Source organism: Bradyrhizobium sp. OK095 (genome assembly GCF_900109945.1).
In the GTDB taxonomy this organism is placed as follows: Bacteria; Pseudomonadota; Alphaproteobacteria; order Rhizobiales; family Xanthobacteraceae; genus Bradyrhizobium.
The window spans coordinates 417,868-433,528 of record NZ_FOBX01000004.1; the positions used below are offsets into that span (position 1 = coordinate 417,868).

Consider the following 15,661-nt stretch of genomic DNA (forward strand, 5'->3'; position numbering starts at 1 on the left):
CGCTCACCAGCGGTTGCCGCCGAAGCCGAAGGTCACGTTCGGACCGCCGCCGCCGTAATACCCGTACGGTCCGCCGCCATAATAGCCATGGTGTCGCGGGTAATAGCCGTAGCTCCGGTGGTGTGGGCGATAATAGCCGTGCTGGTGATGGCGCCATTGGTGATGGCGCTGGCCATGATGATGGTGCCGGTGTTGTGCGCTGACGTCCGTCGGCGCTTTCTGCTTCGCGCCTGTGTTGGCCGCGTTCGCCGCCGAACCGCCGGCCAGCGCCGCAGCACCGACGGCCATCGCGACAATGAGATACTTCATGTCATCACTCCAGTTGAATGTCGTGTGACAACAGATGGGCGCTGGCTGCGTTCCGGCCAGTGCGGGCGTCGAAACGACGCAGCGCGCGATGTTCGATCTCACACGAATGATCGCGCGTCGTGAGATGTATTGTCGCATCACGGGCGCTCATCGCGCCGCCGCCATCACTTCGCCGCGAATGATGCGATCACGTCGTCAGTGGTGACGATCCGCGCGAATTCGCCGTTGAGATTCGACAGCGTCATCGCATGGATCGCCTCGGCGGAATGCGCATCACCGTCGGGCCCGATGCGGTCGAACGTCCAGGTCGCATCGCGCACCAAGCGCGCATCGAAGCCGAGATTGCCGGCCATCCGCGTCGTCGTCTCGACGCAATGATTGGTAGTGGCGCCGCAGATGACGAGCGTGGTGATGCCGGCTGCACGCAGGCGCGTCTCGAGGTCGGTGCCGATGAAGGCGCTGTTGACGCGCTTGACGATGACGGGCTCGCCCGCTTCCTCGCGCGCCTCGTCCTTGACCGCGTAGCCGGAACGCGACGGTAGAAACGTCGAGTTCGGCTTGGTACCCTCATGGCGGATGTGAACAATCGGCGCGCCGCTGGCCCTGGACGCTTTGAGCAGATCGACGATGCGTGCCACCGCATCCGGATTGTTACGGCGCTTGCCCGCCGCCTCCCATTCGTCGAACGCGCGCTGGACGTCGACGACGATGAGGGCGGGGAGGGGGATGGTCATGATCGAACCTTTCGGACGGCCTGTTGGGCCGACTATGCGAGGCGATCAGGGAAGCGCAATGCCAATCTTCCCTCGTTTCGCGACGTGACCCGTAGCCCTCACGGATGCGGATCGGGAAACCCATGGCGTTCGGACAGCGCGGCGAGGATCGCGTCCTTGTCGGCGATGAAGGCGCGGCCGTGGTGGCTGCCGGTCTGGTGCGGCGAGGTCGCGCCGTCCGCCAATACGAGCAGCGGCAGCCACTGGTTCTCCTCGCCGACCATTGCGATCACTTCCTGCCGCGGCCGCGGCCAGGCGATGCGTTCGACGTCGAGCCTTTCGGCAAGCTGCGGAAACGAGGCGAGCAGTCCCTCGATCAGCACGCAATGCCAGCAATAGAAACGCCGGCCCGGATAGGCGGGGTCTTCGAAACCGGGGCGCAGCAGAAACAGACGGTCGCGCGTCATGGGTCGCTCCGAAGCATGGCCGGCTTGCTGAGGATCAAGGCCGCAAGGGCTGGCCGGCCTAGTGTCGAGCCCCCAAATTGATTGGGAATCGACGGTCAGGAAAGGACGCCATGCCGGGGCCGATCAGTCAACCGCAGACGCTCACTGATGTGAAGACATTGCCGCAGCTGCTGCGCTGGCGCGTCAAGGCGACGCCGACGGGGGAAGCCTATCGCCATTTCGACGCGGATGCCGGGCGCTGGATCAGCCAGTCCTGGCACGAAATCGACGCGGAATTCGAGCTGTGGCGGCGGGCGCTGGCCGCGGAGGATCTGTCGCCCGGCGAGCGCGTCGCGATCCTGATGCCGAACGGGATTCCACATGTCGCCATGGACCAGGCGGCGCTGTCGCGCGGCCTCGTGCCGGTGCCGATGCATGCGGTCGACAACCCCGACAGCATCGCCTACATCCTCGCCGATTCGGGTGCGCTGCTGCTGTTCGTGGATACGCTGTCGCGCTGGCAGGCGATCGTGGCCACCGGCCAGCCGCTCGACACGCTCAAGCGCATCGTCTGCGCCGACATCACCGGGTCGTCACCTGACGATAAGCGCATCGTTGCGCTCGACGCGTGGCTTGCATCCGCACCAGGCGCGACCGCGCCCTTGCCCGACGTCGCGGTGGCGCCGGACGATCTCGCCGCCATCGTCTACACCTCGGGCACCACAGGGCGGCCGAAGGGCGTGATGCTGTCGCATGACAATGTCGTCGCCAATGTGAAGGCGATCGCCGGTCGGATCGCGGCTGCGCCGGATGACGTGTTCTTGTCGTTCCTGCCGCTCTCGCACACCTTCGAGCGCACCGGCGGCTATTACTATCCGATCGCGGCCGGGGCCTGCGTCGCCTATGCGCGCTCGGTGCCGCTGCTTTCCGAGGATCTGAAGCATGTGCGGCCGACGGTGCTGATCTCGGTGCCGCGGATCTATGAACGCATCCACGCGCTGATCATGCAGCATCGCGACGCCGCCGGGACCATGGAGCGAACGCTGCTCGATCTCACGCTCGCCGTCGGCGGCCGGCGTTTTGATGCGCGGCAGGGGCGCGGCACCTTATCGGTGCTCGACCGGCTGGCATGGCCGCTGTTGAAGCGGCTCGTCGCCGACAAGGTGCTGGCGCAGCTCGGCGGCCGGCTGCGTGTCGCGGTCTCCGGCGGCGCGCCGATCGCCGAGCCCGTCATCCGCCTGTTTCTCGCGCTCGGGCTCGACATCCTCCAGGGCTACGGCATGACCGAGACCTCACCGGTCGTCTCGGTCAACACGCCGGAGGATAACGACCCGCATTCGGTCGGCCACGTGCTTGACGGCGTCGAGGTCAAGCTCAGTGAGAACGACGAATTGTTGGTGCGCGGTCCCAGCGTAATGCTCGGCTACTGGCACAGGGTGGAGGAGACGCGTCGCGTGAAGGACGCCGACGGCTGGCTGCACACCGGCGACCAGGCGCGCATCGAGAATGGCCGCATCACCATCACCGGCCGCATCAAGGATATCCTGGTGACATCCACGGGCGAGAAGATCGCACCGGTGGACCTCGAGACCGCGATCCTCGCCGATCCCTTGTTCGAGCAGGTGCTGGTGGTCGGCGAGCAGCGCCCCTTTCTCACCGCGCTGGTCGTGCTCAACGCAAAGGCCTGGGTGCAGGAGAAGGAAAGGTTAGCTGCGAGCGGCAAGCAGGGTGGCGCGGCGGAGCGGGCCGCTCTGCTGGCGCGGATCGCGGCGGCGGTAAAATCCTATCCATCCTACGCGACCCCGCGCGCGGTGTGGTGGACGCTGGACCCCTGGACCATTGCCGCCGGCCTGCTGACGCCGACCCTGAAGAACAAGCGCCCCGCGCTCGAACATCGTTTTGCAGACGAGATCGCGCAGATCTACGCCAAGAAGCCACCACAATAACGCCGTCGTGATTCTCGTCTTTCGCCGCGCTTGATCCAGCGCAACTTCGGCCGCGCCTCCACATGCAATGTCGCCGCGAAAATTCGAATTGTAATCGAGGCAAGTCATGAAGGCGTATTTCATCGGTGGGGGCATCGGATCGCTCGCGGGCGCGGCGTTCCTGGTTCGCGATGCGCAGCTGCCGGGGCGCGACATCGTGATCTACGAGGCGCAACCGCTGGTCGGCGGCAGCCTCGACGGCGCGCTGCTCGCGAGCGGCGCCTATTCGCTGCGCGGCGGGCGTATGCTCACCACCGATCACTACGAATGCACCTGGGACCTGCTCTCGGGTATTCCCTCGCTCGAACGTCCAGGCCTCAGCGTGCGCGAGGAGACCGTCGCGTTCAATCTGGAAAACCCGGCGCATTCCCAGGCGCGGCTGGTCGATCGCAACCGCTTCAAGATCGACGTCTCGCATATGGGCTTCTCCGGGCGTGACCGGCTGGAGCTGTTGCGGCTTGCCGAGGCGTCGGAGGAGACGCTCGGCAACAGCCGGATCACCGACTGGCTGTCGCCAAAATTCTTCGAATCCAATTTCTGGTTCATGTGGCAGACCACCTTTGCTTTCCAGCCCTGGCACAGCGCGGTCGAGCTGAAGCGCTATCTGCACCGCTTCATGAGCGAATTCCCGCGCATCGAGACCCTCGCCGGCGTCAAGCGCACCGTCTACAATCAGTATGACGCAATCGTGCGGCCGCTTGCCGACTGGCTGAAGCGGCAGGGCGTGCAGTTCGTGCGCGGCACTGGCGTCACCGACATGACGCTCGAAGACGAGGGCGGTCGTGTGCGCGTGCGCCAGCTCGCGCTCGACCGCGATGGTCGCATCGCCAATGTCCGCCTTGAGGACGACGACCTCGTGTTCTTCCAGAACGGTTCGATGACCGATGCTTCGAGCGTGGGCACCATGACCGAGCCGGCTCCGCGCCTGACCAAGAAAGACAGCCAGGGCTGGGCGCTGTGGGAGAGCATCGCGAAAGAGCGGCCTGAATTCGGCAATCCGTCCGCGTTCAACACCTCGATCCCCGAATCATACTGGCTGTCCTTCACCGTCACCTGCCGCGATCCGCGCTTTTTCGACAAGATGGAGGCGTTCTCCGGCAACAGGGCCGGCACGGGCGGGCTTGTGACGTTCAGGGATTCCAACTGGCTGATGTCGGTGGTGCTGTATCACCAGCCGCATTTCGTCGACCAGCCGAAGGACGTGCAGGTGTTCTGGGGCTATGCGTTGCATCCGGACCGCGTCGGCAATTTTGTCGCCAAGCCGATGTCCGAGTGCGGCGGTGCCGACATCCTGAACGAGCTGTGCGGGCATCTGAATTTCGATCGCGAATTGTTCGAGACGGCGATCTGCGTTCCGTGCCGCATGCCCTACATCACCAGCATGTTCATGCCGCGCAACCGGACCGACCGGCCGCTGCCGGTGCCCAAAAATTCGGTCAACCTCGCCTTCGTCAGCCAGTTCGTCGAGATTCCTGACGACGTCGTGTTCACCGTCGAATATTCGGTGCGCGCGGCGCAGATGGCGGTCTATCAGCTCATGAAGATCGATCGCCCGGTGCCGCCGGTGACCCGCCACGACAAGTCGCTCGCGGTGATCTTCGCAACGCTGGAGAAGGCATTCGCGTAAGGGGGGGCGGCTATCGCGGCGCTGCCAGCGGCAGGCTGACGTGAAACACGGCGCCTCCTGACGGCGTGTTTTCGGCCCAGATGCGCCCGCCATGTGCCTCGACGATGGTATGCGCGATCGAGAGACCTATGCCCATGCCTTGCGCCTTGGTCGTGAAAAACGGCTTGAAGATCTCGGTCACCTTTTCCGCAAGGATGCCGTCGCCGGTATCGGCGATGGAGACAAGGGCCAGATTGCCGTCGGCGAGACTGGTCCGGCCGACGACGCGGCGCCGATCGTCCGGAAGATGGGCCACTGCATCCATGCCGTTCACGACGAGATTCAGGATGGCCTGCTGGAGCTGGACCTTGTCGCCTTTCACGCGGATGGCCGAGGACGACGCCTCCGCCGCGAGTTCGACATCATGGGTCATGGCCTGCACGGAGAGGAAGCGAAACACCTCGGCGACCGTCGCATTGAGGTCGATCTCGCGCCGTTCGGTCGGGTCCCGCTTCAGAAACGAGCGTAGCCGGTCGATGATCTCGGCCGCCCGCTGATCGTCGCGGCGGATGTGGTCCAGTATGTCCCTGACCTCGCCGAGATCAGGAGCCGGACCCTGCAACACGTGCTGGGCCGTCTCGGCATTGATCAGGATAGCGGCGAGCGGCTGGTTCAGCTCGTGTGCGATCGAGGCGGTCATCTCGCCCGCGGTCGCGCGGCGGTTCATGTGGGCGAGTTCCGACATGCGCTGGCGTGCCTCGACCTGGGCCAGGAAACGCAAGCGGCGCTCGCGCAGCAGAATGGCGATCATCAGCCCCTGGACCAGCACTACGCTCGCGACGATCGTCGAGTGCCAGTAATATTGTTCCCAGAAGCTCGGTTCGCGGAAACGCACCTCGCTGCCTGGAGGCAGATTGGCTTGGTCCACGTTCCAGCGTTGCAGCTGTCGCCAGTCGAAGATCGGCTTCACGTTGTCCCCGCCGAAGGGCGCGATACGCGACGGCGCTTCGCCATCGAGAATCCGCATCGCCACTTCGCCGGCTTCCCGGCCGATGATTTCGGGCAGCAGCAGGAAGCCGCCCACTCCCGATCGCCCCAGGAACGTATCGGACGTCATGATGATCGGGCGGTTCGCGCTCTCGGCGATTCGTGCGAGCGCCGAGGCGGGCGAATAATAGGTGCCTTCGCCGTCGGAATACATGGCCGAGGTCAGGATCGCGGAGCGGGCGGGCAGGGAGGCGACCTGCTTGCGGACGTCACGCAGCACCGCATCGGACAGATCGGTGACCTCCAGACCGGGCATCGCGGCCGCGAAGTCCTGCTTCCAATGTCCATACACCAGCGGATTCTTCCAGGCGTCGCCGACGAGTACGACACGGGTCAGGTCGGGAACGATGGCGCGCGCTGCAGTCAGGAGATGGGTCGGCCTCACTCTGGCGAAGACGGCCGTCGTGTCGGGCAGGAACAGCGCACGCGTCTCGGGCAGGTCGGGCACGAAGCCGTACACGACAGGCGCGGCGGGCCAGATGTCCTGCTTGCGCTTTTGCAGGAATTTCGCCGATGCGACGCCGATCGACACGATGACGTCGATCGACCGGAGTGCATATTTGGTCTTGAGGTGACCGACCAGGCTCTCTTCGTAATCCGGTCCGGGGAAGCGGGCCAGATCGAGGCTCTCGCCGTAGATCACCGTGTCGCTCTTCCCGTTCTGTTTTGCGGCGGCACGGATGCCGGCAAAGATCTCCGAATAGAAGGGCGAGCGAAAATCGGCTTCTTCCAGAACCAGGATCGAACGCTGCCGCGGACCGTCGGCTGCGATGCATTCGCGCGACAGGGTTGCAAACAGGCAGACGATCAGGATGCGCGAGAGCCCGGTGATCATACGCATTGCTGGACTCATCGCCCCGCTTTCGGTTGCAATCGGGCCTCCTCGACGAGGACGCACGCGAAAGCATACAAGCCGGACCTGGAGTTTCAACGGCAGGATGCGCGTCCGGTCCCGGTGACAAGCGGGACGGGACGAAGGGCCGCTACTTGAACGGATCCTGGATCGACGGCGACGATTGCCGGATGCGGCGCACGCTGACTGGCGTGCCGTCGGAGACGAACAGCAGCTCGTAGCGGCGGCCTTCGCTGTCGGTCGCCGAGCAGGTGACGTCGTTGACCTTTTTGGCGGCAAAATTGCCAGTCTGGCGGCAGATGCCGGTTGAGGCCTGCTCGGCCGGCACCGGCAGGCCGTCGACCTTGGGCCGGTCCTTGGAATTGAGCAGCATGCGGTCGATCGGCAGCTCGTAGGAATTGTCGTCGGCCCGCTTGCCGTTCTCGCCGGAGAACGACACGACATGGTTCTCGTCGGTGGGATCGTCGACGGCGACCGCGAAATTGACCCGGCCCTTGTCGCCATGGGCGTAGGCCACCGTCTTGCAGTCGAAGGTGCGGCCTGCGACCTTCAGCGTCTTGCAATGGCCCGACATCAGCGCCAGCAGGTCGATGAGGGCGTTCTGCTGCGCCGGCGGATTGTTGACGGGGATCGCGGCGGAAGACTCGGCAAAACAAGGACTTGCCCAAGAACTTGCCAAGCTGACGAGGGTTGCGGCCAGAGCCGCTTTGCAAAGGCGCATCGTCAGGCTCGCGTGCCGGGGGCCACGGTCAAATCCCGTCCAACAACCATCGAACCCGAAATTGGTTGCGATCCCATTTGTGCTGCAAAACCCGACTGGAATACCACCGCGCCACCCCTGGCGATTCGTCCAAATCGCCCCATCCGTCCCGGCAGGCACTTGCCGTCAGGCCGATGTTTTTTTCGTGGCGGAGACGAAGGGTCACGCCGCCTGCTTCATGGTCCGTGCAAAAGCCGGATAAGTCTCGGCGAGCTCGTCGAGGATTTTTCCGCGCAGCAGTGCCAGGGTCGCGGGATCGGGCCGCTGCGTTTCCCGCACGATTTCCGGCTCCTGATAGGTGAAGCCGGTATTCTCCCTGATATCCGCCGGCGTGAAGGGCGGGTGCACCGAGCGCAGCGCGAACCCGCCCGCGTCGCGGTCGAAGTCGAACAGCGCCATGTTGGTCAGGAGCGCATATGGCCCGCCGCGGCGAGGGACCTCCGGCGTGATCGCCCGCGCGCTGACGAAATCGACCTTCGGCACCAGCACGCGCGGGGTGTGCTCCTCGCGAAACAGGATCACGCGCGGAATGAGGTGATAGAGATAGGCCGAGCCGAACGAGCCGGGCCAGCGCACGTCGGTCTTCGGATACTCGCCGGTGCCGACCAGATTGATGTTGCCCTGCCCGTCGATCTGGCCGCCGCCGAGGAAGAAGGCGTCGACGCGGCCTTGCGCCGCGCAGTCGAACAGCTCGATGCCGCCATTGGTGAAGAAATTATGCGCCTGCGATCCCAGGATCGAGACGCGCACCGGCGGCCTGCCGTCGCGCTGGTTGCGCGCGCGCAGCAGCATCGCGCCCGCCGCGGGGATCGGTGACGAGGCACCGACCGCGACGTGACTGATACCGTCGAGCAGGTCGGCGATGGCAGCGATCAGGGTTTCGCGCCGTTCGCGCTCAGTCGACATCAGGCGACCTGCTTGCGATGCGACAGGAAGGTCGAGAGATAGGCGCGAAAGCCGTCCTCGCTGCGCGCCATCGCCGCATAGCGCGCGATCTCGGCTTCGTCGGCCGGATATTCGTCCCACAGCGCCAGCGGCCAGGCGCCGCGCGTGGCGACTGCGATGGCATCGACATAGAGCGAGGGCAGCACGCCGGCGGCCGAGTCTTCTGTCTCCAGCAAATTGCGGTCGACGATGCGCTCGACGGTGACCAGCGTGCGTCTTGCGGCATAGGCGAGGTTGGCGAGTTCGCGGTGGCGGCCGATGCGGACATTGCCGGCGCGGTCGGCCTCGGGCGCATGAAACAGCGCGACATCGGGACAGATCGCGGGCACCACGACCACCTTGCGGGCCTCGCCGACGGGACTGTCGATCACCTGCCAGTCGGGCCGCACCGCGAGCAGGTCGCTGCCGATGATGCCGGCGATCGGCATGAACGGCACGCCCTTCTGCGCGGCGAGAAGGCCAGCGAAGATCGCGGGGCAGGTGGAGTCGCGCAATGCAAACGCGCCGCTCTTGACGCCGGCGGTGAAGCGCGGCGCGGCGCCGGCTTCGCCTAGCGACACCGCGCTGGTCTCGAGCGCGGCGATCGCGCCGGCGCCGATCAGGAGGTCGGCTTGAAGGCCGGAAATCGGCACGCAGATCAGCCTGAGATCGCGGATGCCGGTTTCGAGCAACGCCGCGGTCACCGCCATCGCCACGCCGGAGCCGTCGACGGGAATGGCCAGCGACTGCCCCGACGTGACGCGCGCGGCCAGCGCCTCCAGCGCAACGATCTCGGTCATGGGCGTCCTCCGGTCTTGTTTTCCTTATCCTGCCTCAAGCCATCGCCGCCTGCCAGCGCTGATCACGAGGTGAAGCGCGGCGGTGCAGGCGGGCATCGAGCAGGCTGCGGGCGCGGGGGAGATCGCGGCTGCGCATCAGCGCCACGATGAAGGTGTCCTCGATCAACTCGCGCTGAGCGTGGCTGCCGCCGATGCGGACGACCTCGTCCAGCACGGGCGCGAGCGTTTGCGCGCAGGCCGCATAGTCCTCGTCGGCAAAGGCGGCCAGCGCGCGGCAGATCGCCGGGACCACGGGACCAGCCGGAAGCTTGCCCTCGGTGAGCCGCTGCTCGATCACGGCAAGCCGCGCGGCGAGCGCCTCACGGTTCTGCGTGGCAGCGGCGAACAGCGCCATGTGGACGTCGGCGAACGGCAGGCCCGATCTCGGAAACAGTTTTTGCGCGGCTGCGTCACCTTCGGCCCAGAGCTGCTTCGGCACGGCATGGCCGTAGGCCGAAAGGCGCCAGAGCAGCGAGGCGCCATCGGTGACGACGTTGAGCGGCGGCGCCTGCGTGGCCGAGGGCTGAAGCACGTCGGCATAGATCTCGAGCGCACGTGCGGCGTCGCCGTGTTCGAGCGCGCCGAGCGCCTGGTGCCAGAGGATATGGCCGTGCAGGATTCCGGCACGGCCGTAGGTCGGGAGCCATTCGTCGATGAGACGGTCGGCCGCCTCGATCGAGCCGTCCTCGTACATCGCATGCAGCACGGCGTGTGCGGCATGGGCATTCGCCCGGCGCAGGTCAAAACCGCGCTCGGTGACGCCGCGGCCGCGCGCGACGTCGCCATTCTCGGTCATCGCCCAGCCGGACATGGTGAGGAACCACCAGTCCTCGCCATAATGCTGCGCGACGCGCTCGCACAGCTCATGCCGCGCGCGGTCGTGATCGGCCATGCCGGAGAAGGCGAACAGGCCGAAGGCGCCGAGCGGCAACGACAGCACCACGGCATCGCGCGGCCATGCCTCGATGTGCTTCAGCGTCGATGCGATCGCCTCGGGCAGCCGGCCCTCGATCGCAAGCGCTAGCGTCTCGACATGCGAGCGCTCACGCTCGGTGCCGCGCTTGGCAGCGCACTCGCGCGCGAGTGCCGCCTTCTGCCGTGCGAGATCGCCCTGCTGGTAGAAGGCGTGGATGCGGGCGCGCGCGATGTGGGCCAGCGCGAAATCCGGATCGGCCGCGATCGCGCGCTCCAGTGCCTCCGCCGCGCCGGTCCACCCCGCCAGCACGAGGTCGACGCCGTCGCGATAGGCGGACGCCGCCTCGTGCGAGGAGGTGGAGAGCGGCAGGCCGTAGCGGTCTTCGTGCGCCATCGTCGTCCCCCGTTGTTATGCCGTTCGTGCGCGGCGTCCTTCGATCGGGTAGGCCGGGTCGTTGTAGCCCGGCGTCGAGGGATGACCCGGCACGACCAGCTTGTCGATCAGCGCCTCGTCATCGGCGGTGAAACGATAGTCGAGCGCGCTGATGTAGCCGTCCCACTGCTCCTCGGTGCGGGGACCTGCGACGATCGACGAGACGAAAGCCGAGTTCAGCACCCAGCTGACCGCGAACTGGCCGGCGGTGATGCCTTTCCGCTCGGCATGGGTCTTGATCTCCTGCGCGAGCTGAAGCGATTCCGGCCGCCATTCCGTTTGCATCATGCGGGTGTCGTTGCGGCCGGCACGCGTCTCCGTGTCCGGAGCGGCGTCCGGCTTGTACTTGCCGGTGAGCACGCCGCGCGCCAGCGGGCTATAGGGCACAATGCCGAGGCCGTAGTAGCTGCAGGCCGGAAAATGCTCGACCTCGGGCATGCGGTTCATGGCGTTGTAATAGGGCTGGCTCACCGCGGGCCGGTCGATGCCGAGCCGGTCGCAGATGTTGCAGATCTCGGCGACGCGCCAGGCGCGGTAGTTCGAGACGCCGAAATAGCGGACCTTGCCGGCGCGGATCAGATCGCCCATCGCGCGCACGGTCTCTTCCAGCGGCGTCGCATGGTCTTCCTTGTGCAGATAATAGATGTCGATGTGGTCGGTGCCGAGCCGCTTCAGGCTCTCGTCGGCGGCCTGCAACACCCAGCGGCGCGACAGGCCGACGCGATTGGGATCGTTGCCCATTCCATTGTTCATGGGGTTAGCGAGCTTTGTCGCGAGCACCCAGGCATGGCGGTTGTTGCCGATCGCGCGTCCCACGACCTCTTCGGATGCGCCCTTCGAATAGGCGTCCGCGGTGTCGATGAAATTGATGCCGGCTCCGTGTGCCTTGTCGATGATCCGCTTTGATGCGGCCTCGTCCGTGGGGCCGCCGAACATCATGGTGCCCAGACAGATCGGCGAAACCTTCAGGCCAGTGCGGCCGAGCTGGCGGTATTGCATGGGCTATGTCCTTGCTGCTTTTTGTGGAGGCAGCATAGCCAGCTACCGCCGTCATTGCGAGCGCAGCGAAGCAATCCAGAGCTGCGTCCGCGGAGAGATTCTGGATGGCTTCGTTGCGCTCGCAATGACGCGGAGAAGGCAGTGTGAGCCCTGACTGCGCCTACTCCGGCCCTCTCAGAATCTTGAACACGCCATTCGCCATCACCACGCAGCGGTCGTCCACGCTGACCTCCGTGCTCATGAAGATCAGGCTGCGGGTCGAGCGCACCACGCGCGGGCGGGAGATCAGGATGTCGCCGATCTTGCCGGCTTCGACGAAATGGGTGTCGAGCTGCACAGTCGCCATGAATTCCTTGCCGGAGGTGTAGCGGGCGGTCATGCCGCAGGTGCGGTCGGCAAAGGTCATCATCACGCCGCCCTGGACCATGCCGCGGCGGTTGTGGTGCTTGTCTTCGGTCGCAAGCGCAAATTCGAACTGGCCGTCGACCTTGCGCTCCCACAAGGGGCCGATCAGGTGCATGAAGCCGGTGGTCTCGAGGATGCTCCAGCCCTCTGATTTGAGCCTTGCGGCGGCCTTGTTGGTCATCTCGTCGTCCATTCCTGTGCGGGCCTTGCGATCTCATTTCATCGGGGGCGGACGTGGTGTAGTCAAGCATCATGAGATCGTTCGACGATGCCACACGGCGGAATATCGCGGCCGCCTGCGCGGCCTTCACGCGGCTGCCGGAAGACGGAGCATCGCCGGCGCTGAAGCGCGCCGCGGTGGCGGTCGCGCTGACCGCAGCGGGTGAGGGCGATGACACCGCGTTTCTGCTCACGCTGCGTGCATCGCATCTGCGCGCGCATCGGGGGCAATGGGCTCTGCCGGGCGGACGTTGCGATGCCGACGAGACGCCGGTCGAGGCGGCGCTGCGCGAGCTCGACGAGGAGCTTGGCCTCCGCCTTACGGGCGTCGACGTGCTCGGCACGCTAGACGACTATCCGACGCGGTCGGGCTATCTGATCACGCCGGTCGTGGTCTGGGCCACGGACAGCGCCGCGATCCGTCCGAACCCGGACGAGGTGGCTTCGGTCCACCGCATCGCGCTTGCCACCGTCGAGCGCGACGACGCCTTCGACTTCGTCGCGATCCCCGAGAGCGCGCGCCGTGTCATCCGGTTCCATCATCAGATGAACCTGATCCACGCGCCGACGGCTGCGCTGATCTACCAGTTCCGCGAGGTGCTGGCGGGGCGGCAGACCCGCGTGGCCGAGCTGGAACAGCCGGTGTTCGCCTGGAAGTGACGCAAGAGACAAAAAAAGAGGTAAACGGCTCGTTAACGTGACGGTTACCGGATGCCTGCTAAGAGGGCAGCATGCATCATTCGATTCGAAAACCACTGGCGTTGGTTCCACTCGCGCTCGTCCTGCTTGCGCCCGCCGCGCGCGGCGGCGAGGCCGACGCGCTGCCACCCGCTGTCCGCGATGCCAACGCGCAACTGCTGTCGCAGTTTTTCGCGCAGGGTGGGGCCTCGCCTGCGGTGCTCGAATATCGCCGCAAGCTCGCAGAGTATCAGAAGATCCGTGGTGCCTTCGACGAGGAGGCCGGTGCCTATTGGAGCCAGATCTCCGAGAAGCGGAAAGGCCGCAATGCCAAGCGGCGCAGCGGGCAGCAGGTCACGCTGGACGATTACGTGCTGGAGCATCCACCGCTCTATAACGGGCCGAAGCGGCCGGTGAATCCTGAACCGGAGCAGACGCCGGATCGCCCCGAGCGAAAGCCGATCCCCGTGGTCGGCGATCTCTTGCGCGCGGCGCAGGAACTCTATCAGTTCACGCCGCAGCGCCCGTCCAGCGAGGTCGAATTCAAGCGCGCCTATGCGCGCTACGCGCTCGCCTCGGGGCTGACGCGCGAGCAGGCGGTGCGGGTCTATTCGTTCGAGACCGGCGGCACCGGCAGTTATGACGTGCAGGCGGGTATCGAGCATGGCGGCAAGCGCGCGATCTCGACCGCGATGGGCTACAACCAGCTCCTGACCACCAATAGCGTCGAGCTGCTGGCCGAACAGGGCCATGAACTCATCCGCGTGCTCTCCGACAAGGTGGCGAAGACCTCGGGGCCGGCGCGTCAGTCACTCGAGCACAAGCTCACTGTCCTGAAGAAAATGGTGGCGCAGGCGAAGTCGGTGCCCGACACCTGGTCGGAGCACGAGAAGATCGGCAACACCGCGCAGGGCTGGGCCATGCATGCGATGGTGCTCGACGTCGATATCGGCCCGATGCTGCAGACCCACAAGCTGCTGACATCCGTGCTGTTCGCGCGCACCAAGGGTTACAGCCGTCCGCTCACCGCCGCCGAGCTCGAGATGATGAACCTCACCGGCGACGGCACCGGGCTCGACATGGTGACGATGCCGCAGGCGATGCGCGAGCAGGTGCCGACTTCGAACTTCTTCCAGCGCGGCGGTTACGAGCGCAACCCGGTCGCGATCCGCCACAACACGGTGGCGAAACTGCTGGCGGTGACCGATACGCGGATGGACAGCAACAGCAACAATGCCGGTGCGAGAGAGCTGGCGGCGGCGTTTTAGGGCGGTCTCTCTTCACCTCTCCCCGCTTGCGGGGAGAGGTCGGATCGCTCTTGCGATCCGGGTGAGGGGGTACAGGTCCCTCGACAGTCTCATGCGCGGAGAGAGGCCCCTCACCCCAACCCTCTCCCCGTAAGAACGGGGCGAGGGAGCGCACCGCCATCGCGGCCCTACTAATTCGACCCGAACTTGAACTTGCCGTCGCCTTCGAGATACGGGCCGGTGCGGATGTAGAGCTGGCCGTTCTGGCCGATGAAGAACAGCGTGCCCTTCGGCACTTTCTTGGCGCCCTTCAGGAGTTCGCCGGCATTGCTGGTGCCCATCTTGTAAGAGAAGGTCTTGCCTTCCTTGTCATAGGCATAGCCGGTGTCGGGCTTGAGCTCCCACGGCGTCGCTGCCGTTTGCGCCAATGCGGGTGCGGCGAACGCACCGAGCGCCGCAGCAACTAAAAATGTCTTCGTTGAAAATGCCATCATCCATCCTCCCCGCCATTGGGGTACCTGTTTGAACAAATCACGAACGATATTTCCGGGTCAATTCGCAAAACGCCGCAGCGCATCACGTCTTGCCCAGTAGTTTGTGATTTTCCCTTCGCCCACCCGCGACTATGTTCCGCTTTCCGTCTAGAACGCAATTCGACAAAAATATTGGTGGGGATGATTCGAATGAACCATGTCATTAAAGCCTGCTCGGCTGCCGCGCTGTTGGTCACGGCGCTGGCGCCGGCCGCCCAAGCTGATGATTACCAGCTCAGCCACAACCAGCGGATTTCGTGCAGCCGCGGCCTTGCCCCGGGCAAGCTGAACACGGCGACCTGCAAATCCTACACCTATCTCTTCAATGCCAAGACCTCGGAATATTTCCGCTGCCAGGTCTCGCTGGCGCTGACCCGGGACAACAAGGAAGTCATCAACGTCCAGACCGACGGCGGCTGCACCAAGAAGCCGCGCATCTTCGAGACCGACGGCCATTACGACTTCGACGCCACCGAGACCGAGCCGCCGAACACCAATTCGTTCTTCGGCCCCGGCGGCTACTCGATCTGGGCCGCCGACATGGCCGCGCAGAAGATCCGCGGCTGCATCACCATCTCGTCCGGCCTCGGCTCCGACATCTCCAAGTGCCTGGACATGACGTTCCAGTAAGGCGACCGTCAGCGCTTGGCTGCGCCACGTCGCCGCACCCGCCGGGTTCCCGAAAAATCGAGCCGGGACAGCCGTTTGCCGCAGTCCTGTTTTGACTTTTGGACGGGTTGACCCGCTCCC

16 protein-coding genes are annotated in these 15,661 nt (G+C 65.3%); 5 read left to right on the top strand and 11 right to left on the bottom strand.

All coding sequences use genetic code 11. The features are described 5' to 3' along the window. Window positions 1-3: 3 nt before the first annotated feature. The 3 genes from BMW89_RS14030 to BMW89_RS14040 form a co-directional block, all read right to left on the bottom strand. Entirely contained in the window at window positions 4-309 is a 306-nt protein-coding gene (locus BMW89_RS14030) for a hypothetical protein (RefSeq protein ID WP_177196042.1), read from the bottom strand. A gap of 164 nt (window positions 310-473) precedes the next feature. Beyond that, a complete protein-coding gene (locus BMW89_RS14035) occupies window positions 474-1,043 on the bottom strand; it encodes a cysteine hydrolase family protein (protein ID WP_092027180.1) in 570 nt (189 codons plus the stop codon). Window positions 1,044-1,141: 98 nt separating this feature from the next. Next, entirely contained in the window at window positions 1,142-1,489 is a 348-nt protein-coding gene (locus tag BMW89_RS14040; RefSeq protein ID WP_092027182.1) for a DUF3088 domain-containing protein, read from the bottom strand. A 110-nt stretch (window positions 1,490-1,599) separates the two neighbouring features. Between BMW89_RS14040 and BMW89_RS14045 the strand changes: the two genes are divergently transcribed. Then, a complete protein-coding gene (locus BMW89_RS14045; protein WP_092027184.1) occupies window positions 1,600-3,414 on the top strand; it encodes an AMP-dependent synthetase/ligase in 1,815 nt (604 codons plus the stop codon). A gap of 106 nt (window positions 3,415-3,520) precedes the next feature. Continuing rightward, window positions 3,521-5,080, top strand: a complete 1,560-nt coding sequence (locus BMW89_RS14050) for an oleate hydratase (protein ID WP_092027186.1) — start codon at window positions 3,521-3,523, stop codon at window positions 5,078-5,080. Window positions 5,081-5,090: 10 nt separating this feature from the next. Here the strand turns inward: BMW89_RS14050 and BMW89_RS14055 are convergent, their stop codons facing one another. The 7 genes from BMW89_RS14055 to BMW89_RS14085 all read right to left on the bottom strand — a co-directional run bounded on the left by BMW89_RS14055 (window position 5,091) and on the right by BMW89_RS14085 (window position 12,415). Next, on the bottom strand, window positions 5,091-6,947 hold the full coding sequence (locus tag BMW89_RS14055; RefSeq protein WP_092027187.1) for a sensor histidine kinase: 1,857 nt from the start codon (window positions 6,945-6,947) through the stop codon (window positions 5,091-5,093). A 142-nt stretch (window positions 6,948-7,089) separates the two neighbouring features. Further along, a complete protein-coding gene (locus tag BMW89_RS14060; RefSeq protein WP_092027189.1) occupies window positions 7,090-7,680 on the bottom strand; it encodes a hypothetical protein in 591 nt (196 codons plus the stop codon). 201 nt (window positions 7,681-7,881) lie between these two features. Next, a complete protein-coding gene (locus BMW89_RS14065) occupies window positions 7,882-8,625 on the bottom strand; it encodes a CoA transferase (RefSeq protein WP_092027191.1) in 744 nt (247 codons plus the stop codon). Continuing rightward, a complete protein-coding gene (locus BMW89_RS14070; RefSeq protein ID WP_092027193.1) occupies window positions 8,625-9,443 on the bottom strand; it encodes a CoA transferase subunit A in 819 nt (272 codons plus the stop codon). Before BMW89_RS14070 ends, BMW89_RS14065 begins: the two co-directional genes overlap by 1 nt. Window positions 9,444-9,477: 34 nt before the next feature. Next, window positions 9,478-10,791, bottom strand: coding sequence for a tetratricopeptide repeat protein (locus BMW89_RS14075; RefSeq protein WP_092027195.1), 1,314 nt, complete (start codon window positions 10,789-10,791; stop codon window positions 9,478-9,480). Between the two features lie 15 nt (window positions 10,792-10,806). Next, a complete protein-coding gene (locus tag BMW89_RS14080; RefSeq protein WP_092027197.1) occupies window positions 10,807-11,829 on the bottom strand; it encodes an aldo/keto reductase in 1,023 nt (340 codons plus the stop codon). Window positions 11,830-11,989: 160 nt separating this feature from the next. After that, entirely contained in the window at window positions 11,990-12,415 is a 426-nt protein-coding gene (locus BMW89_RS14085) for a PaaI family thioesterase (protein WP_177196043.1), read from the bottom strand. A 71-nt stretch (window positions 12,416-12,486) separates the two neighbouring features. Here BMW89_RS14085 and BMW89_RS14090 point away from each other — a divergent pair, with 71 nt between their 5' ends. Continuing rightward, entirely contained in the window at window positions 12,487-13,113 is a 627-nt protein-coding gene (locus BMW89_RS14090; RefSeq protein ID WP_177196044.1) for an NUDIX hydrolase, read from the top strand. 71 nt (window positions 13,114-13,184) lie between these two features. Next, the gene (locus BMW89_RS14095; protein WP_092027203.1) at window positions 13,185-14,399 is read left to right on the top strand and encodes a hypothetical protein; all 1,215 of its coding nucleotides are present in this window, start codon (window positions 13,185-13,187) and stop codon (window positions 14,397-14,399) included. A 170-nt stretch (window positions 14,400-14,569) separates the two neighbouring features. On the opposite strand, the gene BMW89_RS14100 is transcribed toward BMW89_RS14095, so the two are convergent. After that, on the bottom strand, window positions 14,570-14,869 hold the full coding sequence (locus BMW89_RS14100; RefSeq protein WP_092027346.1) for a hypothetical protein: 300 nt from the start codon (window positions 14,867-14,869) through the stop codon (window positions 14,570-14,572). A gap of 192 nt (window positions 14,870-15,061) precedes the next feature. Between BMW89_RS14100 and BMW89_RS14105 the strand changes: the two genes are divergently transcribed. Further along, window positions 15,062-15,541 (top strand): hypothetical protein, encoded by a 480-nt coding sequence (locus BMW89_RS14105; protein WP_092027204.1) that lies wholly within the window; start codon window positions 15,062-15,064, stop codon window positions 15,539-15,541. Window positions 15,542-15,661: the final 120 nt, after the last annotated feature.